Source organism: Shewanella canadensis (assembly GCF_003966225.1).
GTDB lineage: Bacteria > Pseudomonadota > Gammaproteobacteria > Enterobacterales > Shewanellaceae > Shewanella > Shewanella canadensis.
This window is the reverse complement of record NZ_RXNU01000013.1, coordinates 1-25,702: the sequence shown is the minus strand read 5'-3', so window position 1 is coordinate 25,702 and position 25,702 is coordinate 1. Positions and strand designations below refer to the sequence as shown.

Below are 25,702 nucleotides of genomic sequence, written 5' to 3'. Positions count from 1 at the left end.
CTAGGTCTTTTCAAGAAAGACCGAAGGATCACAACTTCGCCGGGGCGTTAGGGTGGATGCAAGGAGGGCGAGGACGAGCAGTCCTCCTTGCCCTGGTGTGGAATGGAATTCCACGACGTTAATCCAAACAAAGTTTGGAAAACAGAAAACGAGTAGACCTATGATCGTTACATAGGTAGCTAGAATCTGTAATGCAAACCGATGCCAAATTGTTTCAAGCTGATATCGGCGTAATAATTTTCCAACTCGCTATATTCCGGCTCGGTTTCACTCAGCTCATAAGACACTCGCAACGCCAGAGACTCTGTCAGGGTCACATCCACACCGGCGCCGAACAACCAACCTGTGCCTCGATAATCTTCGTCAACACCGTCATCGTTGCTGTAGGTCTTGTTGACTACCAGACCCGCCTTCAAATAGCCAGTTACACTGTCGGTAAAGGCATGTCGAATCACGGGGGAGATGGTCACCGCCGCTATTCTCAAATCCATCTCATCGACGAGACTATCGGTCAAAAAAATGCTCGTCTCGATGCCAAAACTGTCATTGAAGTTGTAGCCACCATAGATGCCGAGCCCTATGGCAGACTCATCTAAGGTACCGATATTGTCTTCTACACTGGTGTGGTTAACCTGGCCACCGAGGTAAAAGCCCAGGTCTTCGGCGGCAAGAGCGGGTGTCGTCGCGGCCAGTAACATGCCTACGGTTAACAGAGAGTTGAGTTTCATTGCAGTCCCTTTATTTGTGTATTCACTTATCAGTAAATGTCCTTAAAATCGTTGATATATTAACCTTTTACCGACGTAAAGACAAAACGTCTTATTTAAAAACCAGCGCGAAGGTACTGGCAGACTTTAAGCCAGAGCGGATGAGGAGAGAGGTTTGGCAAAAAGATAGAACGGGTTTAAGGGGGGGGGAACTCCCCCACCAGGTCCAGCGTAAGCGACTTAAAGCCGCATTTTATCCTCAAAAGCGGCCAGACTCTCAGAGTATCTCTTGGTCCAGAACGGGTGGTCGGTGTTATCCAGCGCCAGCTGCTCATGCTTGATGGCTAACTCAAACTCTCCAGCCTCTGCATAGGCGTTCGCCAATGCGTCATGGGCCGTGTGTGAGTCGGGCGCTGCCTTCACTGCAATCTGGTAAACAGCCAACCCTTTTGCTGCATCCTTGGTCGACTCGGCTTTGGCCAGGGCTATCAGGGAGTCGGTGGCGGGAACTTCGAAGCCATACTTCTCCTCAGACAGATAACGATAGTGAGCCAGTATTGCTTGCGCGCCCTGGCTTGAGATCTCTGAATCTGGCTTTAACACCTGATGAACATCATTAAACAGAAGCTCGATACCATAGGCGGTTGCCAGGATAGGCTGAGTCATATAGTAGGTACCGTCGAAGCGTTTAATGTGGTAATCCAGTTTCGATGTGGCATTCGCCTCTATGATTGATTCCATCTCAGCAAAGCTTGCTAATTGCCTCTTCTCGAAGCCGCTGTCACTGCTGCTCATCAGCAGGAACCTTGGCTTGCCTTTCATGGTGGCGAGTTTCTTGGGAGCATCCTTGATAACGTAAGCAAAGTCTTTGCTCAGTACCGGACTCGCGGCAAAATAGGCATTAAACAGGCTGGGACGATTGAGTAAGGTGTAGAGGCTTAACCCAGCATTGCCGGTGAAGCCGTTGAGGATACGAAAGCCATTGGTTCGGTACTTGCTGTCAATTGCCGGGAGCAGCTCTTGCTCCACAAAGTCCAGCAGCAGTTCACTGCCCTGCTCTTCGATAGCTTGCACCTTCAACTGACCCAGTCCGGCGTGGCCATCGGGCGCTGTCACGATAATGGTTTCCAGCCAGGGCCAATCGCCATTATGGCTCATCCAATCATGCATACCGCTAAGGTAGGCCTGGCTGCGCGGGTGAAGGTCAAGCAGAAGCACATACTCTTTATCACTATTCTTGCTGTAAGTCGGCGGCAAGGTAACGATAAATTCGGCAGACTCTTTAAACTGCTCCGATGAAACAATGAGTTTCTCCACCTGACTCAGGTGGACATTCGCCGCTGCATCTTCAGCAAAAAGCTTAGGGCTGAACAGCAGGCCAGATATAGACAAAGCAATAATATAAACGGTATTTCTGAGCATGAACCTTCCCTGTATTAGTTCAACAACTGCTTTCTATCTGAAAGCAGTTAACAAACCTACAACATGCACCAGGTGATTACAAACCGGCAGGAGAAGAGCTGACTTCAGGCAGGATATATTCACTACAATTAGACTATTGCGCCTGAAAATATAAGAGGCAGGCACAAGGTGCCTGCCTTTAACCACATTGAAAAATAACCTAACGGCCAGCTTTTGATGACCCTTATGTTTGGTGCGGTGCGCTTTACTACCAGGTCGACATCAGAAACTCTCGCATTCGTTCACGGTCAGACTCGGTATTACACGCTATCATCTCTGCACAGGTTAGACCCATAATCATGGTTCCCGTCGCCGCTCCGACATCCGGGTTCCTCCTCCTAAGTCTGGCGATGTGATAGGTGATCACCTCCTCCAATGACGGGGCACTCACCTCAATGACCTCCATCTCTCCAACGGGAGCAGGTTGCGGCATTGGGGCTTTTTCCGGAGTGAGTTTCTTATCACTAAGAGCTAACTCAACCTGGCTAATGCCAGCTAAGGCATTGATGGTGTCCTAGTGGCCATTTTCAAAGGATTTTGACAGGTACTCCTTCGCCTTGACGAGATCCGTCTCTATCAACTCCCCCTCTAAGTAGAGCAAGCCGAGCAGAAGGCTTGCGTCATCGAGCCCCTCTCTATCTGCGGCTCTCAGGTACCTCATCGCTTTTTCAATATCCTGATTTTCACTCTCCTGCAGATAGATGATAGCGGCCTTATACTGAGCAAATGGATTGCCATACTTTGCAGAGCGCCGATACCACTTGGTGGCTAAACGCATATCAACTTCGGTGCCGTAACCGTGTCGATAGATCTCGCCTAAGGTATACATGGCATCGGAATGGCCATAACGCGCTAATGTTTTGTACTCCTGAAATGTTTTGCTGCAATCTGAGGTATCACATGGAATGATTTGAGCGGGCAAGGAGTGAACCTCCATCTTAGCCGATGTGGCTCCGCTGCACAGGAGTGCCACCAATCCTAATGTACAGGTAAAAATGCTTCCTTTCATAATTGTTACTCCCTATCCGTTGAAGTAATGAACAATTTAAAAGCATAGTGTTTGTTCACTTTTCAGTCAATGTAACTTAAGTACACTGTGTATAGGGTTATGTTCGTATCAATTGCAGTCTCAACCCACCAATATCCTCCCACATCTAACAGAAGCAGAGATGATAATTAACTAGCCAAATTATGCGTTTCAGCTTAGGATCTGAATTGAAATTTTGCAGATGCATTTTTAGACAAGATATTGTGGAGTAAGCAGACATTATGGGTATCAGAGCCATAGTTGTAGATACAGCAGGTACGACAACCGATCTTAGCTTTATTAAGGAGACACTTTTTCCTTATTCAGCCAAAGCCTTACCCGACTTTCTTAAAGAAAATGAACACAATGTGTTGGTAGAAAATTGCATCTGTGATGTGAGAGATATCGCGTTAGAGCCAGAGGCTTCACTCGACCGAGTAATCGAGATCCTGCAACAATGGGTTGCCGAAGACCGCAAATCGACGCCACTTAAGACACTTCAAGGCCTAATCTGGAAGCAAGGTTATGCCAAGGGTGAATTTACAGGTCATATTTTCCCTGACTTTATCGAGGCTATCGAAGGTATTAAGCAACAAAATATGCGCCTCTATAGTTTCTCTTCCGGTTCGGCTGAAGCGCAAAAGCTGCTTTTCAGCCACAGTGATGCGGGTGACCTAACGCCTCATTTCGACGGTCACTTTGACACCCGTACCGGGAATAAACTGTTTAAGCAGGCTTACTGCAACATCATTAACACCATCAGCTTAGCCCCTAAGCAGGTGCTGTTTATTTCTGATGTGATCGAAGAGCTTAAAGCCGCAGAAGAAGCTGGCATGCGCACTATGCAAATGGTTCGCACTTCAGGTCAGCGTACGGGAACATATAAGCAGATCGGCAGCTTCACAGAACTCACTTTCTAAGCTTTTTCAAATTGAGTATCACTAAAGGCATTCTCGATAGAATGCCTTTTTTGTGTCTGGCCTTCTTGTTATTGAGAGTTATGAAGATTTACCACGGACGGTATAAAATCTTCGTTATATCCATCCTTACTAACTTCCAAACGATCTTCCAATACTGAACAGCTTATTGTTTCGATAACGACTCTACCGGGTACAACTCCTTCAGCCTGTCCCAGTTTTCCGTCTGACGAAGGAACTCCTCTTCGCAGTAACTATCTCTCTCCATCTCCAGCTGTGCTTTCGAGATTATCTCCCGGTTCTTCTCAGGATCGCTGCCGTAGATAAGACATAGAGTTGCGAAATAGCGCTGGGCATCTAAGCTGTGTTCGTCCCAAAAATGATCATCATCGAAACTCTCAACATCTTCATCCTCAAGGGCGAAGAGATCGGCGGCGCTCAAGGCTATCTCGTCACCTTCATCAAAAGAGTTAAGCAGGAGTAGCGTGGCCAGTGTATCGACGGCGTCCTCCTCCTTGCCGAGCACTATCACCTGGTTGCTATAGATAAAAGCATGGCCATATTCATGAGCCAAGGTATGCATAATCGCATCCTGAGTTGCTTCAACCGCAGTCACGCCTGTTTGCTGATAGTTGTCGCCTTTGAAGCGACTCAGTACTTCGGTGACAAACTGATAGGGAAACAATATCTGCATCTTTTCGGGATCGAACAGAGGCCCGTCATCAGCACCAAACCGAATAGTTAACTTCTGCTTTATCGGAAGCTGATCATCTAACAGCAGCTGCATCTGTTCAGAAACGGACTCGATCACCTCCCGGGCCTGCTTGTCTTCAGGACTCACGGCGGGAAGAAACTGCAGCTGAGTGTGGGCTGCCACATCACTGGCAAAATAGGCCGGAACAAGCACCAGCATCAAGGCGAGGAGTATCTGTTTCATCTCGAGTCTCAAATCTAAAGTCTAAGGTTCATGAACTTGTTGCCACTATGACATGCTGTTATGCTGACTCACAAGTTAAACAACTGTTTGAATAAAGGGCCAAAAATGGAACGTTTTATCAAGGAATACCCCATCTATACTGAGATACAGGTAGCCTGGGGCGAGATGGATGCACTGCAGCACGTGAATAATGTGGTTTACTTCCGCTATTTCGAAACCGCCCGTATCGATTTTTTTACTCAGATAAACCTGCTCGCCGATCTTCAAAGCACCCAAGTCGGTCCGGTGATCAGTGAAAACACCGCTCGTTACAAACGTCCGGTCACCTTCCCCGACACCTTATTGGTAGGTGTATCCATCAGTGACATCAAGCAAGACCGATTTATGATGCATTACAGTGTCTATAGTCAGGCACAAAAAGCGGTGACCACCTTAGGCAGTTCGCAAGTGGTGATGTTTAATTTTAAGACGGGTAAAAAAGCTGAACTGACCCCAGCCCTTCTCGATGCACTCAAATCCTACTAACTGGCAGATTAATCCACTGATATAGAGAGGTCGGTATTATGAACACGAGTGACATTGAGATTGTTCACCTTATCGATGAACATGAGTTTGTTATCAATATAGGACAAGGACAAGCACAAGCCCGCTTGTCCTATAAGCTTTTTGACGGCAGAATTAATTTCACCCACACCTTCGTGCCCACAGAGCTCAGGGGCAAGGGGTTAGCCGAGAAGCTGGTCCGTCATGGACTAAGCTGGGCCAACTCTGAAAAACTCATCATAGAGACAAGCTGCTGGTACGTGCAGAAGTTTTTATGACTCCCGCTTCTGTACTTGTTCAAATTTGGCAGCCCTAATACCAATTAATACAATTATTCGCCGGTTAGCAAAGAGAGCTGCTGTTTAATCTCAGCGGAGAGTGGTTGGCTCTTATCTATGCCGTAATCGTAATGCACCATGGTCGTCTTAGTCTCTGAGGTTTGTTTCCCCAGCTGCCAACTCTGCTGTGTCACCTCGAAGCTACTATTACCGACACGACTTATCCAGGTCTTGATGCTGACCGGGCTACCATAGTTGGTCGGTGAGAGATAAGCGATATTAAACCCCGCAACGATAAGATCCCACTTTCCCAGATCCAACTCGGGATTAAATATCTCAAATATCGGCTTTCTTGCCGCCTCATTCCAAACCGGAATGATGGTGTTATTGATATGCCCCAAGGCATCCGTTTCATTGAATCGGGGTTGGATCTCTAAGCTAAAGAAAGTCTCTGACACGTCTGAATATCCTTATTGTTATTATTGTTTTTTTATTTTGGCTAAGACGTTAACCGAGAACCCGACGGGATGCAATTGTTCGACGACATATCAGATTTGAGGTTCTCCACTGTAGGAGCGGCTTTAGCCGCGAATGTTTCATATACAAAAAAGGGATGCTAAGCATCCCTTCATATCTATCTTTTACTGAGCTGCCCCTTATCTCGCGTACATAGCTTTAATTTCACGGGCATACTTGTTGTAAATCACCTTACGACGCAGCTTCATCGTCGGAGTGATCAGACCCGCTTCCATTGAGAAAGCTTCGGGTAACAGGGTAAACTTTTTAATCTTCTCAAAACCTGCCAGATCTGACTGCAGTTCCTTAAGACGATTATCGAAGTGCTCAACCACAAGGCTGTTACGCAACAGCTCCATTTGTGACTCGTAGTGAATACCTTTCTCTTTCGCCCACTCTTCAAGCGCTTCGAAGGCGGGTACAATCAGGGCCGTCACATAGTTTTTCGCATCGGCTACGATGGCAACCTGCTCGATGAAAGGACAACATCCCACCTTACCTTCGACACGTTGAGGAGCGATATACTTACCATTTGAGGTTTTCATCAACTCTTTGATTCTGTCGGTAATAAACAAGTTACCTTCTTCATCGATACGACCCGCATCGCCGGTTTTCAGCCAGCCATCCTCGAATGCTTCAGCAGTATCTTCCGGGCGATTATAATAACCACGCATAACAGTTCCACCGCGTACCATAATCTCATTATCTTTGCCTAACTTAATTTCCATATCCGGCAATGGCTTACCATTAGATCCTGGCACACGGTTAGACAGGGTATTACAGGTGATCGTGGCATTGGTTTCAGTCATTCCGTAACCACATAAAACAGGTACATCAATACTCTGGAAAAAAGCGCTGACGTTAGGGTCTAAAGCTGCGCCACCACATGGCATAAACTTAAGACGCCCACCCAGTACTTGCTTGAGCTTACTAAAGACCAGCTTATCAGCCAGCTTCCACTGCAAGCTCAGACCCAAAGACGCCTTATGCCGGCCCTGGCCGACTTCAGATTGACGATGTCCGACAGACATGGCCCAGGTAAACATCTTCTGCCTTAACTCTGGTGCTTTTATCACTTTGTCTTGGACGGCGCTGTACACTTTTTCTAAGAACCTGGGTACGACACAGAGAGTATGAGGACGAACCGCAACGATAGCTTCTTTTACTGCCATCGGATTTTGCAGATAGACGTTATGGCCACCACGGCTCAAAACGTAGAAACTCCAATCACGCTCAAACACGTGACTTAGAGGTAAGAAAGCAAGAGAAACATCACCGGGAGTGAAGGCCAGCACCTTATCATGTTTCTGGATCATAGAGGCGATATTACGATAATCCATCATTACACCTTTAGGATCACCTGTCGTACCTGAGGTATAGATCAACGAAAGGAGATCATCTAACTTGGCCTCTTCTATACGCTTATCCAATTCGGCGATAACTTCGGTAGAATGCGTCTTAGTGAGAAGATCGTCAAAATAGATATGGCTCTCATATTCCTTAAGGACAACACTTTTATCGAATACCACAATATGAGTTAAGCTTTCGCAATGCTGAACCAGCATGCAGGCCATCTCATAATGCGCTTTATCGCCGACAAATATCAGCTTCGCCTTGGCATCATTCACGATATAACTGGCTTGCTCGAAGGTACTCGTCGGGTAGATAGGCACAACGACTGTACGCGCTTTGAGACTACCGATATCGGCACAAGCCCACTGGGGACAGTTTTGTGACAAAATTACGGTACGATCCTGGACTTCGATGCCAAATTGAATCAATGCCTGGGCTACCTTGGCGTTGATATTATCGAATGAGCGCCAACTCACCTGATCCCAAGGGGCCGACATTTCGAATCCTTCGAGCGCGATAGCTTCACCAAGTTTCTGGCTCTGCTGTTTGATTAAACGTGTTAAATGATACTGCTCGAGTGACATAATTCAGGGCCTTTTAAGCGTACAGGTGTTCCTCTTTTTCGGTATTTTACGTTAATAACCACAATAAAATAAGAGCAATTGCTCAAACTTTGTTAAATTGCGCACAGTTTTGTAGAATATGAGTGGCTAGACTGAATCTCACACCTATCGCTTTACTCTTTATGAACAAAGCGTTACAAAGAATAATGGACAATCATCGAAACTATAACTAGCTTAAACTGAATTTACCGTCTTCGGTCAAACACCCACCATTTTCTACATAATAAAGCCCGCTTTCACTACACCAGAGTTTTACCTACACTCATAAAGTCACTTATATCTACCTAATACCAATCGGTATAAAGATGTGGTCACTCAGCGAGAGTTTAGCGCTTGTGAGGCAAGGCAACGAGTGAGGAACATAGTTATTCTACGTTTAAGCTCGTTAACGCAGTATCACAAGTGCTAAAACTCGCCTTTCAGGAGTGTTTTTGGCAGCCTACTTCTGTGTTGAATGAGTTCAAAAGGGATCACCATTCCCTCACTCTTTCGCCTTGAATTATGCAGCCAAAAATAACTCTGAGTTGACCACTTTCTTATACCAATTGGTATAAGCTCCATATCGGGCCTTAACAAGATCCTGTAGCAGCCAGTCTGCACGAATAACTGATCGGGGTTGACATTTACGGCCTCTAACATTAGCCTTCGACAATGTATTAACGTATTGATACACAATATATTTATCATTTTCATGATGAATTTAAGAAAGGATTTAGGTCTCATGTTTCATGGAAAGCCGCACGAGTCGGAAATCAGCATGGCCGACACCATCACAACCACTTCCCCCCTAAAGCTCCTCATGAGCATGATAATGACTGGCTTTTTGGTTATGAGCCACAGTGTCTTTGCCAAACAAGATTCAAAAATAGGTGAGAGTAGAGCCAGCCACTGTTATGTCGACGGCCTATCCGAACATCTCGATTGCGGCTTCATCACTGTGCCGGAAGATCGCGCAAAACCGAATGGAAAGCAGATCGATATTCATTATGTTGTGCTTCCAGCCATCAAAAACAGCGCACACTCAGAAGCCTTTCTTGCCATCGCCGGAGGACCGGGCCAATCGGCCATAGATAATGCGGCGGGTTTCAGTCGTATGTTTAGTAAGATTCGACAGAAGAGAGATATTTTACTCATCGATCAACGTGGTACGGGTCGATCAAATGTTCTTAACTGTGAGGGGGAAGGTTTTGAGGGTGCCCTGTCCATCAATGAAGCCGACTTCGATGTCGCCAAAGAAACTCAGGCCTGTCTCGATAAACTCGATGCCGATGTAACCCAATATGGCAGCCTCAGTGCGCTGGAAGACTTCGAAGCCGTCCGCCAACACTTGGGTTACCAGAAACTACACCTATATGGGATCTCTTACGGTACCCGCATGGCGCAGCTCTACATGCGTCAGTATCCACAGGTATTATCCACAGTAACCATAGATGGCGTGGTTCCCATGCAGCAAAGTGTGCTCGCTATCGGCAATGCCATCAACAGGGGATTCGAGCTACTCATTCAGGATTGTGATGAGAATAAACTCTGTGGCGCACAATTCCCTCACCTCGAAGAAGACCTGTATAAGGTAGATGCTGAGCTGGCTTTACAACCGGCAATCCGTCAAGTGAATGACCCGTTAACCGGTGAATCCACTCGGCTCACAATGACGCGATCTAAGTTTATGGGCGCAATTCGAATGGCACTCTATATGCCAAACGTGCGTGCGCTACTCCCCCATGCCATCAGCGAAGCGGCCAAGGGTAACTTCCAACCTATTATGGGGCTCTATGCCCTCACTATCGATAGCACGGGCATAGCCATGGGTATGCATGCCTCCATCGTGTGTGGCGAAGATTGGCAGAGACTCACACAAGCAGAGAGAGATGCGGCTAATCAAACCTATTTCGGCCAAGAGATGATCACGAACTTCGAGAAGTCTTGTGCCATCTGGAACATGCCAGCAGTCGACCCCAGCTTCTCGGCACCGATTAGCAGTGATATACCCACCTTAGCCCTATCGGGACAGATAGATCCGGCGACGCCACCAAGTTGGGGAGAGTTAGCCATGGAAAAGCTCACCAATGCGAAACATTTTATCGCACCATACGCAACTCATGGCGTGGCTAACCAGTCTTGCGGTAACGACCTTATCGCTCAACTGGTCGATAGTGGCAGCCTGGAAGGATTAGACAAGAGTTGTCTCGACAAAGATGTGCGGCGTAACTTTTATCTCAATGCCAGTACGGTCGAAGCCATCCCCTCTACAGAGGCCGCAGTCCAAGGAGCTAGCAATGATTAAAGTATCCAACCTGTCTAAGCGTATTGGTGAGGTTCAAGCCCTGGATGACTTGAGCTTTATTGCTAAAGATGGCCAGATAACCGGCCTGCTTGGGCCCAATGGCGCAGGGAAAACTACCTGTTTAAGAACCGTTTTTGGATTACTGCAGGCCGACATGGGTAGTGCAGAGATCGATGGTATCGATGTTGCTAAATCTCCTATCGCAGCCAAACAGCAACTCGGCCTATTCCCCGACCCGTTTGGTCTCTATGAACGTCTTAGCCCGAGAGAGTATGTCAGTTATTTCGCCGAACTCAATGGGTTATCACGCGTCGATGCCAAAGCCGCCACGGCTAAGGTACTCAGCCAGCTCCATATGGATGACATTGCAGACCGACGCTGTAAAGGGTTCTCTCAAGGTCAGAGAATGAAAACCGCACTCGCACAGGCCATTGTCCACCAGCCAACCAACATCATTCTCGATGAACCGACACGCGGTTTGGATGTCATGAGTACCCGGGTGCTCAGAGACCTGTTGAAAGAGTTAAAAGCACAGGGACACTGTGTGCTTTTCTCCAGCCATGTCATGCAGGAGGTCGCCGCCCTGTGCGATCAGGTGATTGTTATGGCGCAAGGAAAGCTGGTCGCTATAGGCAGTCCGGATGAGCTTTGTGAGCAAACCGGAAAGGACTCCCTCGAGGATGCCTTCATTCAATTGATCGGCACAGATGAGGGCATCGCTGCATGATAGCTCTTTCAGAAAGCACATCGGAAGACGCGCTATTTTCATATCAACCAATCTGTGCAAGTAAAGGAATAGCAGCATGATGAGTAACATGATGACTATGCTCAGAAAAGAGCTGATCGATGCGGCAAGAGACAAACGCTCCGTTATGGCAGGCCTCTATTATGCTATCGGTACTCCACTGTTGATGTGTGGCATGTTTATGCTGCTCATCGGACAGATGTCGAGCCCGGAAGATCTCAACATCAAGATTGAAAATGGTGAGCGAGCACCAGATCTGGTGAAATACCTATCCAGCCAGGGGATCACCCATGGCGACGACCAGGACAAGAGTCTGGATGTCAAAGATATCCGCTTAATCTTCAGCGATGATTATGCCGCGCAGATGGCGAAGGGGCTAAGCGCCGAGGTGACTCTGGTCGCCGATAATTCAAATGAGAAGCTACAAAACTCGATAAGACGTCTGGAGAAGAACCTTCAGACCTACAGCGCCGAAATGGGTAGCTTAAGGCTCATTGCCAGAGGAATCGATCCGCGTGTGGTTCAACCCATTAAGGTCAATGTCGAAGATCAGGCGACGCCGGACTCTAAGGGGGGCGTGATCTTAGGCGTGGCGACGATGACCATGATCTATGCCGTATTTATTTCGGGCATGAACCTAGCCATCGATACCAGTGCCGGCGAACGTGAGCGTAACTCGTTGGCACTGCTGCTAAGCCATCCCGTTTCCACACGTAATATTGTCTTAGCGAAAGTCTTGGCCGTCACCGTCTTCGCTATGCTGGGACTCCTGTTAACCCTGATTATCTCTAAACTCTCCTACTCCTTCGTTCCCTGGCAAGAGCTGGGCTTCACAGTTTCAATCAGCACTAACTTCATCCTGTTAATGCTCCTGATAGGACTTCCGATAGCCATCATGGCCGCCAGCCTACAGCTGTTTGTCTCATTTATGGCCAAGACATTTAAGGAAGCTCAGTCTTACCTGACCCTGGTACTCATCGTGCCTATGATGCTATCGATGGCTGCCAGCTACAACATAGCCCCAGATACCTTGCAGTGGTTACCCGTATCCGGGCAGCAGCAGGCTTTAATCGCCTTCATTAAGGGCAGAGAGATCCCTATGTTGCAGTTACTGCTCTCATCACTCACGACGCTGGTGATCGCACTCGGACTGACATTTGGCATGGAGAGGTCACTCAAGAGCGAGAAGATTGTCTTCGGTTTATAGGGGGCTTTCAACAGTTGCGAGCTCTGATGTCATCTGAAACCTTGCACATCACGAGCTCAAAATACTGCGCCTCCGCCGGAGACAAGAGCTTGTCATGCTGAACTGGTTTCAGCATCCAGGCTTTGTCTCTGCCTCTATGCTCGTAGCTTAACAGCAAGCCTGAGTATTAAACTTCTGCCTGTACGCTCGGGGAGACAGACTCGTCAGCTGAATAAACAGCTTTCGAAATGAGCTCACATCTTCATAGCCTACCCGATCGACTATCTGTTCTAAGGCGAGCTCTGTCGTTTCCAGCAAACGTTTTGCCTCATCGACTCTGAGACGCTGCATATAGCTGGCGGGCGTCTCGTTTAGCGCCTTCTTAAAGCGGCGGATCATGGTGCGCTTACCGACGGCAAATTTATCGGCAATATCATCGAGCAGAAAATTTTGTCGTAGGTGTTGCTGCATCCAGGTCTGGATATTTCTGACTAACTCATCCTTATGATTATTGACTCCAATAGAGAGACCCATGGACATAAATGGCTGCTGTGAACTTCGATTTGGGTCGATCAATAAGATTTTGGCCATCTGATGTGCGACCTGCTCACCGACAAGCAGTCCAATCAGGTGAAGTGCCAGGCTCAAGTTCGACGTCGTCGCCCCTGCGGTATGAATATGTTCATCGGAGATCACCAGCTTATCCATGCAGAGCTTAACGTTTGGGAAATTACGTTCAAACATCTCCTTTAACCACCAAACCGTTGTGGCGGTTCGACCATCGAGTAATCCCGATGCGGCTAACATCAGAGTCCCGGAGCAATAAGCCGCCACAGGTTTACCGCTGCCGGCAAACTTAGTTAATGGCTCAAACAGAGGCTTGAACTCTGTAAGGTACTGCTGAAACTCCTCTGCGTTGGTCACAAAGGCCGATGCTAAGATAACTGCGTCGGCCTCCAGAATATCTTCCGGTTTATCCAGGCCAACGGCAGGGATCTGTATCTGTTGATTGGTATTAACAGCCAGACCATCGGGTGACACCACATGGCAATGAAATAGATCTTCCTTCGCCTCCGGATTCACTCTTCTCCAATAAGTATTACAGAAGCTGAACACATCGAGAAAGCTGACAATACCACCAGCAACCACATTACCCGCAGCCAAGATAACGATCTTCTTCATTGCATGCCCCTACAGGTTTAAACAAACTAGACGACACAATGTCACTAATCGCCTCTATTTTGTCAATAATGACACTTTCAAGTGATTTGTCTAGTTTTTATACTGAATGTAGGTTGAAGAGGTTAGCTTTTTAGTTGTCAGAGTCGGAGGATGTATGAGAAAAACACAAAATTATCTACTAAGCCTAAGTTATCTAGCCTTAAGTTGGACGCTACTTCTCTGGTTAAACTTTAACACTGAGCCAAATGTTTTCGCTCACTTAGTCGCTATCCCTAGCCTGCTTATGTTCACAGGTTTTAGCGCCTATCACTTAGCACACAGAAAGAACGCATGTTGTTAAAGGCTAATTCCCTAAAAACAAAAACCTAGGCAAATGCCTAGGTTTTAAGTGACTCTCGAACAAGCAGTTAAGTTATTACTTAGCCTTGGGTCTGAACGGCTTTATTACCGACTCGTCACATTCCAGGAATGGTCCGTCCATCAGGTCGATACAGTATGGAATTGCAGGGAACACAGCATCGAGACATTCACGAATCGACTTAGGTTTTCCCGGAAGGTTCACGATCAACGAATCACCACGAAGACCCGCAGTCTGACGAGACAGAATAGCTGTCGGTACAAACTTCAAAGACTCGGTGCGCATCAACTCACCAAAACCTGGCATCATGCGGTCACAGACCTCTTCGGTAGCTTCAGGAGTCACGTCGCGCTTTGCAGGGCCGGTACCACCAGTCGTTACGATAAGACTACAGTTTTGCTCATCGGCCATCTTAATCAGGGTCGCGGCGATAACATCTTGCTCATCAGGAATGACTTCATAAACCGGTTCCCACTCAGAGGTGAGATATTCATTTAATACGTCGATAATCGCTTTACCGGAAAGATCTTCATAGATTCCGGCGCTGGCTCTATCACTTACAGTCACAATACCGATTTTTGCTTTAGTCATCTTCAGTCCTATCGAATAAGCAGATCCCCCTACTGATGCTCATTCATAATACGGCATCGAAGCGGAGGATATTAGTTGAGTCTAAACTAGCATAATTAATGCCTATTATATCTTTAAGCGTATTGAAAGTGGGAGCTAATCCGATATTTATACCAATCGGCATAAGAAAGTGATCTGCTCAGAGTTTTTTTGGCAAACTAATTCGAGGCGAATGGATAAGGGAATGGTGCTCCCTTCTGAAGTCATTCAACACTGAAGTAGGCAGCCAAAAACACTCCTGAAAGGCGAGTTTTAGCACTTCTGATGCCGTGTTAACGAGCTTAAACGTAGAATAACTATGTTCTTCACTCGTTGCGAGCAACATGGATGTTGCAAATGTCATTTATGCAGGAGCAATTAATGACCTTGCCTCAGAAGCGCTAAATTCTCGCTGAGCGATCATATCTTTATACCGACTGGTATTTATAAAAACAGCTGAGTTATAAACGTCTGGACAACCAATATTTTCGTTTCCAGTAGCTATTTTCCAGTGTCGAGATCATCACCCCCTGGCTCGTCGATGCATGCAGGAATTTAGAATCACTCAAATAGATGCCCACATGACGTGTAGTCCAACCCGTTTTAAAGAACACCAGGTCCCCAGCCTTGAGCCTGTCCTTAGACACTTTTGCACCCGAGTTTAATTGCTCAGAAGTGGTTCTGGGTATCGCTTGTCCCAACAACTCTCTATAGGCCAAAGAGACGAAACCGGAGCAATCGACGCCTCGTTTGCTCATTCCTCCCAGTCGATATGGTGTACCGCGCCACTCTTGATGAAATGCCATTAACTGACGTTCTAACTGATTCGACGCTTTAATATCAGGTTCGGAAGGAAGACTCCCACAGGCACTCAACAGCAAGATAGACAAGAGGATGAGTAAGGGTTTTAGCAAAGTATTAAACCGCTTGTCCGGCTGCAACGCCCGATGACCAGGCCCACTGGAAGTTGAATCCTCCCAACCAGCCGCTAACGTCCATGACCTCGCCGATAAAATAGAGGCCGGATACGGACTTAGCTTCCATGGTTTTCGACGACAGCTCGTCGGTATCCACGCCGCCAAGTGTTACTTCGGCAGTTCGGTAACCTTCCGTACCGTTCATGAGAATTTCCCAAGACTCAAGATCGACAGCAAGCTGTTCGAGTTCACTGTGGATCAGTTGATTCATAGCCTTGTTGAGCAGCGTTTCATCAAACAGCGCTTCAACCAGACGCTTAGGCAACCAATGGCTTAATGTATTACGAAGACTCTGTTTGGAGTGGTTAGCCAACACAAGCTCTATTGCGGCTCTGGCATCGACACCCGGCAGCAAGTTGATACTGATAGTTTCACCCGCCTTCCAGAAGTTGGAGATCTGTAAAATAGCCGGCCCGGATAAGCCTCTGTGGGTAAACAGCAGTGCTTCACTAAACTGAGTGCCATCTTTAGCTGTGATGGTACTAGGAACGGCGATGCCGGATAGGGGTTCGAACTTCAGCTTTTGTTCGCTATGCCAGGTAAAAGGGACCAAGCCTGCGTGTGTCGGTAGCAGCTTTAAGCCAAACTGCTTAGCAATATGATAGCCATATGGGCTTGCCCCAAGCTTCGGCATTGATAGTCCACCGGTAGCCATGACGAGGGAATCACATGTGTAGTGCTCTTTGTCTGTGATCAGCTCGAACTGCCCCTGTTCATTTTGACCAATCTCACTAATTTCAGTGCGTAACTTGATCTGAACTCCCGCCCACTCGCATTCAGTCAGGAGCATGGTCACTATCTCTTTGGCCGAGTCATCACAGAACAGCTGACCATGATCACGTTCGTGATATTCGATACCATGACGCTCGACGAGCTCTATAAAGTCACTGCTTCGATATCTGGCCAGAGCAGATTTGACGAAGTGAGCGTTACTACAGATAAAATTATTCGGTTCAACTTTTTGGTTGGTGAAGTTACAACGCCCACCACCGCTGATCAATATCTTACGTCCAGCCTGTTTGGCATTGTCGAGAACTAATACATCACGGCCACGATAGCCCGCCGTTGCTGCGCACATAAGACCCGCAGCCCCCGCACCGATAATGATGACATCATGATGTTTCACTCACTCACTCCCAAACGACAATCGGCCAAAAACCAGCCATAAAAAAGGGCGCTATTTTAGCACCCTTATCTGTACATGGAATCTTTATCGTTGCAAAGATTCCATCTTCGCCATGAATGGCGATGACCTTAGCGGTCTTAAGTTTCAGACTTCTGATCACGTCCTAACAAGGCTTTAGCCGCTTCATGAGGAGTTCCCCCCTGATAAAGCACTTTGTAGACCTGTTCGGTAATTGGCATCTCAACACCAAGGCGTTTAGCTAATGTGTAAACTTCTTTGGTATTACGATAACCTTCAACTACCTGACCAATCTCTTGTTGCGCGGTTTCAACATCGAGGCCTTTCCCCAACGCTAATCCGAAACGACGGTTGCGAGATTGGTTATCGGTACAGGTCAGAACGAGATCGCCGAGTCCGGCCATCCCCATAAAGGTTGCACCTTGAGCACCAATAGCTTCGCCTAGACGTGTCAGTTCGACCAATCCACGGGTGATCAGAGCCGTTCTTGCATTAGCCCCAAATCCGATGCCGTCTGACATTCCCGCACTGATGGCAATCACATTCTTAACCGCGCCACCTAATTGTAAGCCAGTAAAGTCATCATTTTCATAAACACGTAAACGTTTAGGACTGTGAAGCAACTCGACCAAGTCTTTGATAAAGTTCACGTCGGTGCCGGCAATAGAAATTGCGGTAGGCAAACCAGCGGCAAGCTCTTTGGCAAAAGTGGGTCCGGATAATACGGCGAGTGGATAGTGCTCACCTAGAATATCCCGAGCGACTTCCTGGAGCAGGCGTCCGGTTTCGGGTTCAAGCCCCTTGGTTGCCCAGATAATTCGAGCATCATCACGCAATAGCGGCTTAGCTTGCGATAGAACAGAACCAAATACATGGCTGGGTACGACGACTAATACATTATTAGATGCCGCGAGCGCAGTCGCTAAATCAGCTTCCGGAATGAGAAGATCGGGGAGTGCAATACCGGGCAAAAACTCATTGTTACACTTATCTTTCTTTAGGTTCGCAATGTGCTCGGGCTCATGCCCCCAAAGAAGTGTTCTATGTCCGTTACTGGCTAGAGAAATAGCAAGGGCGGTGCCATAAGACCCCGCCCCCAGTACCGTAATGTCGGCAGTGTTTTTCATATAACTACTCATCACATATTGCCATTTCATTCGAGCTTAGCATTCAAATGAAATGGCCGTTATCTGAGCAGTAGAAAGAACTACTGAACAGATACCTTTGAATTGCTACTTAATGACTTATTAAGCGCTTGCTTCTTCAGTTTTAGCAGCTTCTTCCGCACCTTCTTGACGCTGGTTAACATATTGAGCGAACAATGCATCGAAGTTTACTGGAGCTAGGTTTAGTTGTGGGAAAGTACCACGTCCAACTAAGCTGCCTACAGTTTCACGAGCATATGGGAAAAGAATGTTAGGGCAGTATGCACCTAAAGAGTGAGCAAGTTGCTGCTCAGTAAGACCATTGATAGCGAAGATACCAGCCTGCTGAACTTCACATAGGAAAGCAGTTTCTTCACCGTTTTTAGCTGTTACTGTCAGAGACAATACAACTTCAAATACGTTGTCAGCTAGCTTAGCGCTACGAGTATCAAGATCTAGCTTAACTTCTGGGTTCCACTCTTTCTGGAATACTGCTGGGCTGTTTGGCGTTTCGAAAGAGATATCTTTCGTGTAAACACGTTGAATGTTGAACTGCGGTTCTTGTTGTTCGTTGTTTGCTACTTCAGCCATAATTTCCTACCTATCCAAGTTATTGGGCTTCAAAATTGAAACCAATCTATAGGGCTTTTGTTACTTGAGGCTTATGCGCTCAGCCACCATCCCAGGTTTTAGTTATTTCTATATAAAAGGCATGTAAAACGGTTTTATAACCTAACTCTAAATGCCTGAGTAATCTTTAAGAGAAGACACTCTAATCAAAAACATCTTCAAAAAGCAATATTCGGCGGTACTCGCTACTTCTTACTCTTAGATACCGGCAAATTATTTGACTGCCAGTCACCCATTCCACCTTTAAGGTTATAAACAGATTCGAAGCCTGCCTTAACCATCAATTGTGCCGCTTGAGATGAAACCATTCCCGCGTTGCATACCATTATAATGGGACTGGCTTTAGACTTTTCAAGGGCCGAAAGTTGATTATTTTTAATTTCTGATAACGGAACATTTAAAGCATCAATAATATGACCTTTTTTGAACTCCGCTTTCTCCCTTACATCGATCACTTTCGCATCTTGCTTGTTTATCAGCAAAGTGGCTTGTTGATGATCAACAGTAGACACTTTCGAGAAACTAGATTTGAAAACACTGACGATTAGGCCAACAAATAGACCAATCCAAGCTAAGCTCAACATAGGGTTAGCTTTCAAAAATTCAATATATTCTTGCATGGTAAAATGCCTACTTCTGGGGGCTGAAACTAAAATTAGGGCACAGAGTATACCATCGCAGTAGTAGATTGCAGCAAGTTGTTAGTCCACAAAACACCCTAGAATGCGGACAAGTATCAAGATCTCATAAAAAACGCTTAACGCAATCGAGGTAAATTTCTTTTTCAACTACGGGTTACGTAGTAATATTTAGCCAATTAAATTTTTAAACCTTATTCTTTTAAACTTAAAGGTACCACCATGACTACACGCAAACGCCCCTTGGCATTGCTGATCCTCGATGGCTGGGGTTACCGTGAAAATACGCAAAAAAATGCGGTATACCACGCTAACACTCCAGTATTGGATCGACTCAACGCCCAATATCCAAACAGCTTAATTTCCGGCTCTGGCTTAGATGTCGGTTTACCCGATGGTCAGATGGGCAACTCAGAAGTAGGTCATATCAATATCGGCTCAGGTCGCATTGTCTATCAAGAACTTACCCGTATTGGTAAAGCGATTGAAGACGGTGAGTTTGATAAAAATCAGGCCTTGCTCGAGTCGATAGATAAGGCCATCGCTAACCAAGGTGCGGTACACATTATGGGGCTACTTTCCCCGGGTGGTGTACATAGTCACGAAAGCCACATCGAAGCCATGTGTCGACTCGCTGTAGCACGTGGAGCCAAGCAGGTTTACTTGCATGCATTTCTCGATGGACGTGACACTCCTCCCCGCAGTGCGAAGGGCAGCTTAGCTCATTTTGATGATCTGTTTACTACATTAGGCACTGGTCGCGTAGCCTCGGTCATAGGCCGTTACTATGCCATGGATCGTGATAACCGCTGGGATCGTGTGTCTCAAGCCTATGAACTTATCACCGAAGGTAAATCACTACATCAGTACTCTAACGCCGTAGAAGCCCTCGATGCCGCCTACGCCCGTGACGAGAACGACGAGTTCGTCGGCAGCTCTGCCATCCTTGACGATCAAGGAAGTAGTGCTCAGCTAGCAGATGGCGATGCGCTGATCTTTATGAACTTCCGCGCAGACAGAGCCCGTCAAATCACTCGCAGCTTTGTTGATGCTGACTTCGACGGCTTCGAGCGTAACGTTACTCCAAAAGCTCATTTTGTCATGCTGACTGAATATGCCGCTAACATTAAGGCCGCCATCGCCTACCCATCGACCAATTTGGTTAATACCTTAGGTGAGGCGCTTCAAGACTGCAATAAGACTCAGCTTCGTATCTCTGAAACTGAAAAATACGCTCATGTGACCTTCTTCTTTAACGGCGGTAAGGAAGAGCCATTTAAAGGTGAAGATCGAATATTGATACAATCACCCAAAGTGGCTACTTATGACCTTCAGCCGGAGATGAGCTCCGCGGAGTTGACCGACAAGTTGGTTGAAGCGATTGAGTCGACAAAATATGATGTCATTATCTGTAACTACCCTAATGGCGATATGGTTGGCCATACTGGTAGCTTCGATGCGGCAGTTAAAGCCTGTGAAGCCGTGGATACCTGTATCGGCCGTGTCGTCGAGGCATTAGCAAAAGTTGATGGTGAATGCTTAATCACCGCAGATCATGGCAATGCCGAGCAGATGACCGATGAACAAACGGGTCAGGCACACACGGCTCATACCAGTGAACTGGTCCCTTTGATCTATGTCGGACGTAACGGCAGCATAGAAAAAGATGGACGATTAAGCGATCTTGCCCCAACCATGTTAACCTTGATGGGAGAAGAAGTGCCGTCTGAGATGACAGGGCGCTCAATAATTAAACTCGAAGAGTAACTCTTAACTAGTGAATATTCGCTTTTTTATTAAAGCCAGCATTATTGCTGGCTTTATCATACTTTCATCTTATGTTCAGGCATCTGATCTGCAGCAACGTCAATCCGATCTGAAATCACTTCAATCTCAGATAAGTAAACAAGAGTCTGCACTCCAAGACACCAACAAACAGCGTGAACAGCTCGTCTCATTGCTAAAACAAGATGAAAAAGCAATTGCCACAGCAGCTCGAAAAGTTAATGAAACCCAAGTCGCGTTAGCCGAAACAGATAAAAGTTTAAATGCACTAAAGCAACGCCAAGATAAATTGGATGCATTGAAACAAACTCAACAAGATACACTGTCTAACCAGCTGGCGAGTGCATACTTAGCAGGTAATCACGATTATAGTAAGATGCTGCTAAACCAGCAGAGTCCAGCAACCATTGAACGCCTCCTTGCCTACTATCAATACCTGAATAATGCCCGAATGAAGTCTATCAATGAACTTCAGGGCACGATGTCGGAGCTCGATGAGATACAAGACCAACAGGTAAAGCAGAAAAATAAACTCAATGAATTAGTCCTCAATCAGCAACAGCATTCGAAACAGCTCAACCTTGAACAGAGCCAACGCCAGAGCACGCTTACTCAGCTCCAAAGAACGGTCAATAGCCGAGGCGCCAAGCTCGAACAACTGCAGATTGAGGAGGCGAGTCTCAAGCGCGTAGTGGAACAAGCCTTATTAGCCACAAACAACAGTCCCAGCATGGAAGGGCTAAAGAGTAAAAACAAACTCAAATGGCCGACAAAGGGACGCATAAGATCCGGGTTTGGTAGCAAGCGTTCCGGCCAGGTAAAGTGGAAGGGGGTAACCCTTGCAGCGCCAGAAGGGCAACAAATATCCTCCATCGCTGCCGGAAAAATCATTTATGCCGATTGGTTAAGAGGCTTTGGTATGGTGTTGGTTGTCAATCACGGCAAGGGGTATATGAGCTTATATGGTCATGCACAAACACTTTTAAAGAATGCCGGAGACACTGTAAACAAAGGGGAAACGATTGCACTCGTCGGACGTTCGGGTGGACAGACTGAGGCTGGCCTATACTTTGAGGTAAGGCATAAAGGGCAAGCGGTCGATCCAGCGAGATATTGTAAACGCTAGGAGTGACATAAGCCCTCAAATACAGGGGCCGCCATGTCACAGTTTATTCGTTATATCACATGCATTCTTTTAGGTTTAGCGCTCGGCCTATCGGTGACCTTATCCGGTCAGGAAAATGCAGATCAGTATCACCCTCGCCTCAACTATCCGCTGTTACTCGATGTTATCGATACCATAGAAACTTATTACGTGAAAGAACTGACTCAGGATGAGTTAATCTCTGCTGCAATTGAGGGGATTTTTGACAAGTTAGATCCCTATTCTGGTTTCCTGGATAAACAGGCATTTTCTAATATCAGGGATGCTAACAAGGGAGAGTACTTCGGATTTGGTATTGAGATCGCGGCCGAAGACGACAAGATAACGATAATAACCCCCTTTCCAAGTTCACCTGCTGAACTTGCAGGGATCAGAGCAGGCGATCAGATAGTTAAGCTGAACGATAAAAAGGTTAACCCGGAACAACTGGAGACATTACTTAAAGAGATAAAACACCACAGCCAGAACAACCAATCGATAAATCTCGCGTTAACTCATTCCAATATGAATTCAGTGTTTGAAGTCACACTCGTTCCAAGCATTATTTCCGTACAGTCTGTTACAGCAAAGCTATACGAAGACAAGATAGGCTATATAAGACTCGCAAGTTTTCAAGATAACTCAACCGAGGAGATGATAAGGCAGCTGACTCGATGGCAACCTATAGGGCTTGAAGGCTTAATATTAGATCTAAGGAACAACCCGGGCGGCCTACTAGACCAAGCCATTAAAATTGCCGATATCTTCCTAGCCAAAGGACGAATAGTATCAACAGAGGGTCGATTTTTTGATGCGAACTCCGATTACTTTGCCTCACCTCAAACTATGCTTTCATCGGTCCCCATCATAGTTCTGATCAACAAGGGCTCGGCTTCCGCCTCCGAAGTTCTCGCCGCAGCCTTACAAGAAAACGACAGAGCAACACTTATAGGAGAAACCAGCTTTGGTAAAGGCACAGTCCAAAGCTTGATCCCCACCCTCGTCGAAGGTAATGCTATCAAACTCACAATAGCAAAATATACGACACCAAAGGGCCACGATATCAACAAGAAAGGAATCGAACCGGATATAAAACTTGAAGCAGAAACTGTAACAATCGGTGAAAGTGTGCCTATAATCGACAAAAATACGGTTCATGATGAAATTAGAGATGATCTGATTCTGGATTCTGCAATCACATGGATTAAAACCAATACATAAATACCGTTAAGGTATAAAAAGATAATAATATTTGTGCGCTTTCTTTTAGTTTTATTTATTGCATGTTTTTCAGGTGGTTATGTAGAAGCTTCTCAAGTCGCGATCATTATTGACGATATAGGTTATCGTCAATCCGATGAAGCCGTACTGTCTTTACCAAACGCTGTCACCTTCTCAGTTCTTCCTCACACTCCCTTAGGTTCCGAAGTTGCCCAAAAAGCCCATAATATGGGACACGAAATCATGTTACACCTTCCTATGCAGGCATTGAATGGTAAAACGATGGGGCCGGGTGGGCTAACAAATGTAATGGATGAGGCTGAATTAAAACATACCCTGGATAACGCATTCGATAATATCCCTTATGCAAAAGGGGCTAACAATCATATGGGAAGCTTATTGACCCAGCTGGATGAGCCTATGCAGTGGGTAATGGAGAGTCTCAAACACAGAGAGCTATATTTCGTAGACAGCATGACAACCCGTTTCACAAAGGCCAGCAGTAAGGCTGAACAACTGGGGATCCCTTTACTCAGGCGGCAAGTTTTTTTAGATAATGACGTGTCACAGTCAGCACTGGAAGAACGATTCGAACACCTGATATCACTGGCTCATAAGCAAGGTCAGGCAGTCGCTATAGCGCACCCTTACCCTGAAACAATAAAATTTTTAAAACGTAACCTTCACAGGTTAGATAAGGCTGGTATCGAGCTGGTTAAAACATCATCTTTATTACCATACAAACTTGCAAATAAAGAGAAGAAGGGAGGAGACTCTGCTATACGGCTGAAGTAACCGTATTTTTCTTATCTAATAAAGAATGCCAAACGAGAAGATTTCGCCTGGCAAATGATAAAACCTCAGATTACGCTATTTGCAATACCGGAATAGAAAGCTCTGGTAGTAACTGCTTAAGCTCATCTCGATTACTGACTATATCATCTAAAGTATACCCGTCGATAACGGCTAAATACGCGGCTACAGCATCGGCAAGCACACCTTTGAGCTGACAAGATGGAGTAAAGCGGCAATATGGCTTACTGCAGTCGATTGGAGCTAAAGAGTTCTCCAGTACACGCACTAACTTACCCACATTGATATCTTTAGGCGACATACCTAAACGAAAACCACCACTCTTACCGCGAATAGTTTCAAGATATCCAAGCTTACCAAGATGATGAACTATCTTGGAGACATGATTAGGCGACAGCTCAAATACTTCAGTGATTTCAGAGATGCGAAACAACTCTTCTCTATCCGGTTGAATAGCCAGATACATTAAGGTGCGAATACCAAAGTCTGTATAACGAGTTAACTGCATGATTCACCTACTCAAATTTCATTTAGCTGGTTTGTGACTCTAAAAAAGCAATCAGCCTAAGCGCTTCATTGTTGCTATTACCACAGACGTCAAAAGTAGCAGAAAAAGAGCTACATACATCCGGGCGTTCCTTGCTGCCAAAGATTTTGCACAGATTGTCTTCGGATAACTGAACACAACGTTCACCAGCGGCCTTTCCTTCAGGCATACCAGGAATAGGGCTAGTTATTGAGGGGGCGATACAACACGCTCCACAGCCAAGACGACAATCCATAAAACCACTCCTATAAAAGAGCATTATACTCTTTTATAGGTATGAAACTAGAAGCAAAGCGAACAAGCTTATTTATTAACAACAAAACAAGGTGTTGCAATAAAAACACACACTAAATTAGCTCGAACATAAATAGAGAGTGCCAGGGCATATCGTAATGTTGGCTGAGCGGACTAGCTCTTATCAAAAGCCGAACCCATGTGCCTTCGGCGCGCATGACAGGCCGACTATCTCTAATAAAAAGCCCTAACCAACTGAACTACGACGTGCATGGAGGCACTAATGTCATGAAGACCATGGATGGTCGAGAATGACCGCTCTGCTCGTATCTTTGTTCTAGCCAAAATCCAGACACGAAAAAGCCCTAACATTTCTGTTAGGGCTTATCGTAATGTTGGCGGAGCGGACGGGACTCGAACCCGCGACCCCCGGCGTGACAGGCCGGTATTCTAACCAACTGAACTACCGCTCCTTTAGTAAATTGCCGAAGCATTTCACTAAATTCTTTTTAAGTCGCTAACGTGTCAAAGTTAGGGGACTCGCTTTACTCTTTATACAAGATTAAAGCTAATTAGGCGCCTGGAAATGACCTACTCTCACATGGGGAGACCCCACACTACCATCGGCGCGATTGCGTTTCACTTCTGAGTTCGAGATGGGATCAGGTGGGGCCACAATGCTATGGTTTCCAGACTAA

Annotated in this window: 26 protein-coding genes, 1 tRNA gene and 1 rRNA gene; 10 read left to right on the top strand and 18 right to left on the bottom strand. The window is 46.3% G+C overall.

The genetic code is table 11. The features are described 5' to 3' along the window. Nucleotides 1–179 precede the first annotated feature (179 nt). From EKG38_RS19000 to EKG38_RS25250, 4 genes are all read right to left on the bottom strand, one after another. The gene (locus tag EKG38_RS19000) at nucleotides 180–728 is read right to left on the bottom strand and encodes a porin family protein (RefSeq protein ID WP_126522010.1); all 549 of its coding nucleotides are present in this window, start codon (nucleotides 726–728) and stop codon (nucleotides 180–182) included. A 219-nt stretch (nucleotides 729–947) separates the two neighbouring features. Next, nucleotides 948–2,129 (bottom strand): alpha/beta hydrolase-fold protein, encoded by a 1,182-nt coding sequence (locus EKG38_RS18995; RefSeq protein WP_126522008.1) that lies wholly within the window; start codon nucleotides 2,127–2,129, stop codon nucleotides 948–950. A 247-nt stretch (nucleotides 2,130–2,376) separates the two neighbouring features. Next, a complete protein-coding gene (locus tag EKG38_RS25255) occupies nucleotides 2,377–2,601 on the bottom strand; it encodes a hypothetical protein (protein WP_246033221.1) in 225 nt (74 codons plus the stop codon). Nucleotides 2,602–2,682: 81 nt separating this feature from the next. Beyond that, nucleotides 2,683–3,177, bottom strand: a complete 495-nt coding sequence (locus EKG38_RS25250; protein ID WP_246033220.1) for a tetratricopeptide repeat protein — start codon at nucleotides 3,175–3,177, stop codon at nucleotides 2,683–2,685. Nucleotides 3,178–3,437: 260 nt separating this feature from the next. Here EKG38_RS25250 and mtnC point away from each other — a divergent pair, with 260 nt between their 5' ends. After that, nucleotides 3,438–4,115 carry an acireductone synthase gene (mtnC, locus tag EKG38_RS18985; RefSeq protein WP_126522006.1) on the top strand — a complete coding sequence of 226 codons (678 nt, stop codon included), beginning with the start codon at nucleotides 3,438–3,440 and terminating at the stop codon, nucleotides 4,113–4,115. A gap of 163 nt (nucleotides 4,116–4,278) precedes the next feature. On the opposite strand, the gene EKG38_RS18980 is transcribed toward mtnC, so the two are convergent. Then, nucleotides 4,279–5,049, bottom strand: coding sequence for a DUF4344 domain-containing metallopeptidase (locus tag EKG38_RS18980; protein ID WP_126522004.1), 771 nt, complete (start codon nucleotides 5,047–5,049; stop codon nucleotides 4,279–4,281). Between the two features lie 105 nt (nucleotides 5,050–5,154). On the opposite strand from EKG38_RS18980, the gene EKG38_RS18975 reads away from it, so the two are divergent. Beyond that, entirely contained in the window at nucleotides 5,155–5,574 is a 420-nt protein-coding gene (locus EKG38_RS18975) for an acyl-CoA thioesterase (protein WP_126522002.1), read from the top strand. A 38-nt stretch (nucleotides 5,575–5,612) separates the two neighbouring features. Continuing rightward, on the top strand, nucleotides 5,613–5,870 hold the full coding sequence (locus EKG38_RS18970; protein WP_126522000.1) for a GNAT family N-acetyltransferase: 258 nt from the start codon (nucleotides 5,613–5,615) through the stop codon (nucleotides 5,868–5,870). 53 nt (nucleotides 5,871–5,923) lie between these two features. On the opposite strand, the gene EKG38_RS18965 is transcribed toward EKG38_RS18970, so the two are convergent. Both EKG38_RS18965 and EKG38_RS18960 read right to left on the bottom strand, forming a co-directional pair. Next, nucleotides 5,924–6,328, bottom strand: a complete 405-nt coding sequence (locus EKG38_RS18965; RefSeq protein WP_126521998.1) for an acyl-CoA thioesterase — start codon at nucleotides 6,326–6,328, stop codon at nucleotides 5,924–5,926. Nucleotides 6,329–6,526: 198 nt separating this feature from the next. Further along, complete coding sequence (locus EKG38_RS18960; protein ID WP_126521996.1) at nucleotides 6,527–8,323, bottom strand: AMP-dependent synthetase/ligase; 1,797 nt, start codon at nucleotides 8,321–8,323, stop codon at nucleotides 6,527–6,529. Nucleotides 8,324–9,119: 796 nt separating this feature from the next. Between EKG38_RS18960 and EKG38_RS18950 the strand changes: the two genes are divergently transcribed. From EKG38_RS18950 to EKG38_RS18940, 3 genes are all read left to right on the top strand, one after another. Beyond that, nucleotides 9,120–10,646, top strand: a complete 1,527-nt coding sequence (locus EKG38_RS18950) for an alpha/beta hydrolase (protein ID WP_439332669.1) — start codon at nucleotides 9,120–9,122, stop codon at nucleotides 10,644–10,646. Continuing rightward, on the top strand, nucleotides 10,639–11,373 hold the full coding sequence (locus EKG38_RS18945; protein ID WP_126521992.1) for an ABC transporter ATP-binding protein: 735 nt from the start codon (nucleotides 10,639–10,641) through the stop codon (nucleotides 11,371–11,373). Before EKG38_RS18950 ends, EKG38_RS18945 begins: the two co-directional genes overlap by 8 nt. Nucleotides 11,374–11,449: 76 nt before the next feature. Beyond that, entirely contained in the window at nucleotides 11,450–12,598 is a 1,149-nt protein-coding gene (locus EKG38_RS18940; protein WP_126521990.1) for an ABC transporter permease, read from the top strand. A gap of 147 nt (nucleotides 12,599–12,745) precedes the next feature. On the opposite strand, the gene EKG38_RS18935 is transcribed toward EKG38_RS18940, so the two are convergent. From EKG38_RS18935 to EKG38_RS18895, 7 genes are all read right to left on the bottom strand, one after another. Continuing rightward, nucleotides 12,746–13,759 carry a GlxA family transcriptional regulator gene (locus tag EKG38_RS18935; RefSeq protein WP_126521988.1) on the bottom strand — a complete coding sequence of 338 codons (1,014 nt, stop codon included), beginning with the start codon at nucleotides 13,757–13,759 and terminating at the stop codon, nucleotides 12,746–12,748. Nucleotides 13,760–14,174: 415 nt separating this feature from the next. Further along, the gene (gene mog, locus EKG38_RS18925) at nucleotides 14,175–14,708 is read right to left on the bottom strand and encodes a molybdopterin adenylyltransferase (protein WP_126521984.1); all 534 of its coding nucleotides are present in this window, start codon (nucleotides 14,706–14,708) and stop codon (nucleotides 14,175–14,177) included. Between the two features lie 479 nt (nucleotides 14,709–15,187). Next, nucleotides 15,188–15,640 carry an NlpC/P60 family protein gene (locus EKG38_RS18915; RefSeq protein ID WP_126521982.1) on the bottom strand — a complete coding sequence of 151 codons (453 nt, stop codon included), beginning with the start codon at nucleotides 15,638–15,640 and terminating at the stop codon, nucleotides 15,188–15,190. 4 nt (nucleotides 15,641–15,644) lie between these two features. Then, a complete protein-coding gene (locus tag EKG38_RS18910; protein ID WP_126521980.1) occupies nucleotides 15,645–16,829 on the bottom strand; it encodes a BaiN/RdsA family NAD(P)/FAD-dependent oxidoreductase in 1,185 nt (394 codons plus the stop codon). 137 nt (nucleotides 16,830–16,966) lie between these two features. Next, the gene (gene gpsA / locus EKG38_RS18905; protein WP_126521978.1) at nucleotides 16,967–17,974 is read right to left on the bottom strand and encodes an NAD(P)H-dependent glycerol-3-phosphate dehydrogenase; all 1,008 of its coding nucleotides are present in this window, start codon (nucleotides 17,972–17,974) and stop codon (nucleotides 16,967–16,969) included. Between the two features lie 120 nt (nucleotides 17,975–18,094). Then, the gene (gene secB / locus EKG38_RS18900) at nucleotides 18,095–18,583 is read right to left on the bottom strand and encodes a protein-export chaperone SecB (RefSeq protein ID WP_126521976.1); all 489 of its coding nucleotides are present in this window, start codon (nucleotides 18,581–18,583) and stop codon (nucleotides 18,095–18,097) included. A gap of 224 nt (nucleotides 18,584–18,807) precedes the next feature. Then, the gene (locus tag EKG38_RS18895; RefSeq protein ID WP_126521975.1) at nucleotides 18,808–19,242 is read right to left on the bottom strand and encodes a rhodanese-like domain-containing protein; all 435 of its coding nucleotides are present in this window, start codon (nucleotides 19,240–19,242) and stop codon (nucleotides 18,808–18,810) included. Between the two features lie 240 nt (nucleotides 19,243–19,482). On the opposite strand from EKG38_RS18895, the gene gpmM reads away from it, so the two are divergent. Genes gpmM through EKG38_RS18875 form a run of 4 tightly spaced genes read left to right on the top strand, consistent with a single transcriptional unit; the run spans nucleotide 19,483 to nucleotide 24,205 of the window. Beyond that, complete coding sequence (gene gpmM, locus EKG38_RS18890) at nucleotides 19,483–21,027, top strand: 2,3-bisphosphoglycerate-independent phosphoglycerate mutase (RefSeq protein ID WP_126521973.1); 1,545 nt, start codon at nucleotides 19,483–19,485, stop codon at nucleotides 21,025–21,027. Nucleotides 21,028–21,037: 10 nt separating this feature from the next. Next, nucleotides 21,038–22,171, top strand: a complete 1,134-nt coding sequence (locus EKG38_RS18885; RefSeq protein ID WP_126521971.1) for a murein hydrolase activator EnvC family protein — start codon at nucleotides 21,038–21,040, stop codon at nucleotides 22,169–22,171. Between the two features lie 33 nt (nucleotides 22,172–22,204). Next, nucleotides 22,205–23,410: a S41 family peptidase gene (locus EKG38_RS18880; protein WP_126521969.1), complete on the top strand. Its 1,206-nt coding sequence runs from the start codon at nucleotides 22,205–22,207 to the stop codon at nucleotides 23,408–23,410. A 33-nt stretch (nucleotides 23,411–23,443) separates the two neighbouring features. Beyond that, on the top strand, nucleotides 23,444–24,205 hold the full coding sequence (locus EKG38_RS18875) for a divergent polysaccharide deacetylase family protein (protein WP_126521967.1): 762 nt from the start codon (nucleotides 23,444–23,446) through the stop codon (nucleotides 24,203–24,205). A 70-nt stretch (nucleotides 24,206–24,275) separates the two neighbouring features. Here EKG38_RS18875 and EKG38_RS18870 read toward each other — a convergent pair whose 3' ends face one another. The 4 genes from EKG38_RS18870 to rrf all read right to left on the bottom strand — a co-directional run bounded on the left by EKG38_RS18870 (nucleotide 24,276) and on the right by rrf (nucleotide 25,698). After that, a complete protein-coding gene (locus tag EKG38_RS18870; protein ID WP_126521965.1) occupies nucleotides 24,276–24,731 on the bottom strand; it encodes an Rrf2 family transcriptional regulator in 456 nt (151 codons plus the stop codon). 22 nt (nucleotides 24,732–24,753) lie between these two features. Further along, complete coding sequence (locus EKG38_RS18865; protein ID WP_012144804.1) at nucleotides 24,754–25,005, bottom strand: YkgJ family cysteine cluster protein; 252 nt, start codon at nucleotides 25,003–25,005, stop codon at nucleotides 24,754–24,756. A 395-nt stretch (nucleotides 25,006–25,400) separates the two neighbouring features. Continuing rightward, nucleotides 25,401–25,477: transfer RNA gene (locus tag EKG38_RS18860), tRNA-Asp, on the bottom strand. A 105-nt stretch (nucleotides 25,478–25,582) separates the two neighbouring features. Further along, nucleotides 25,583–25,698 (bottom strand): 5S ribosomal RNA (gene rrf / locus EKG38_RS18855). Between the last annotated feature and the right edge of the window lie 4 nt (nucleotides 25,699–25,702).

What these genes read in the sequence shown, in the direction of transcription:
- EKG38_RS19000 (WP_126522010.1), bottom strand. Translation starts at nt 728, where the DNA reads ATGAAACTCAACTCTCTGTTAACCGTAGGCATGTTACTGGCCGCGACG.
- EKG38_RS18995 (WP_126522008.1), bottom strand. Translation starts at nt 2,129, where the DNA reads ATGCTCAGAAATACCGTTTATATTATTGCTTTGTCTATATCTGGCCTG.
- EKG38_RS25255 (WP_246033221.1), bottom strand. Translation starts at nt 2,601, where the DNA reads ATGCCGCAACCTGCTCCCGTTGGAGAGATGGAGGTCATTGAGGTGAGT.
- EKG38_RS25250 (WP_246033220.1), bottom strand. Translation starts at nt 3,177, where the DNA reads ATGAAAGGAAGCATTTTTACCTGTACATTAGGATTGGTGGCACTCCTG.
- mtnC (WP_126522006.1), top strand. Translation starts at nt 3,438, where the DNA reads ATGGGTATCAGAGCCATAGTTGTAGATACAGCAGGTACGACAACCGAT.
- EKG38_RS18980 (WP_126522004.1), bottom strand. Translation starts at nt 5,049, where the DNA reads ATGAAACAGATACTCCTCGCCTTGATGCTGGTGCTTGTTCCGGCCTAT.
- EKG38_RS18975 (WP_126522002.1), top strand. Translation starts at nt 5,155, where the DNA reads ATGGAACGTTTTATCAAGGAATACCCCATCTATACTGAGATACAGGTA.
- EKG38_RS18970 (WP_126522000.1), top strand. Translation starts at nt 5,613, where the DNA reads ATGAACACGAGTGACATTGAGATTGTTCACCTTATCGATGAACATGAG.
- EKG38_RS18960 (WP_126521996.1), bottom strand. Translation starts at nt 8,323, where the DNA reads ATGTCACTCGAGCAGTATCATTTAACACGTTTAATCAAACAGCAGAGC.
- EKG38_RS18950 (WP_439332669.1), top strand. Translation starts at nt 9,120, where the DNA reads ATGGCCGACACCATCACAACCACTTCCCCCCTAAAGCTCCTCATGAGC.
- EKG38_RS18945 (WP_126521992.1), top strand. Translation starts at nt 10,639, where the DNA reads ATGATTAAAGTATCCAACCTGTCTAAGCGTATTGGTGAGGTTCAAGCC.
- EKG38_RS18940 (WP_126521990.1), top strand. Translation starts at nt 11,450, where the DNA reads ATGATGAGTAACATGATGACTATGCTCAGAAAAGAGCTGATCGATGCG.
- EKG38_RS18935 (WP_126521988.1), bottom strand. Translation starts at nt 13,759, where the DNA reads ATGAAGAAGATCGTTATCTTGGCTGCGGGTAATGTGGTTGCTGGTGGT.
- mog (WP_126521984.1), bottom strand. Translation starts at nt 14,708, where the DNA reads ATGACTAAAGCAAAAATCGGTATTGTGACTGTAAGTGATAGAGCCAGC.
- gpsA (WP_126521978.1), bottom strand. Translation starts at nt 17,974, where the DNA reads ATGAAAAACACTGCCGACATTACGGTACTGGGGGCGGGGTCTTATGGC.
- secB (WP_126521976.1), bottom strand. Translation starts at nt 18,583, where the DNA reads ATGGCTGAAGTAGCAAACAACGAACAACAAGAACCGCAGTTCAACATT.
- EKG38_RS18895 (WP_126521975.1), bottom strand. Translation starts at nt 19,242, where the DNA reads ATGCAAGAATATATTGAATTTTTGAAAGCTAACCCTATGTTGAGCTTA.
- gpmM (WP_126521973.1), top strand. Translation starts at nt 19,483, where the DNA reads ATGACTACACGCAAACGCCCCTTGGCATTGCTGATCCTCGATGGCTGG.
- EKG38_RS18880 (WP_126521969.1), top strand. Translation starts at nt 22,205, where the DNA reads ATGTCACAGTTTATTCGTTATATCACATGCATTCTTTTAGGTTTAGCG.
- EKG38_RS18870 (WP_126521965.1), bottom strand. Translation starts at nt 24,731, where the DNA reads ATGCAGTTAACTCGTTATACAGACTTTGGTATTCGCACCTTAATGTAT.
- EKG38_RS18865 (WP_012144804.1), bottom strand. Translation starts at nt 25,005, where the DNA reads ATGGATTGTCGTCTTGGCTGTGGAGCGTGTTGTATCGCCCCCTCAATA.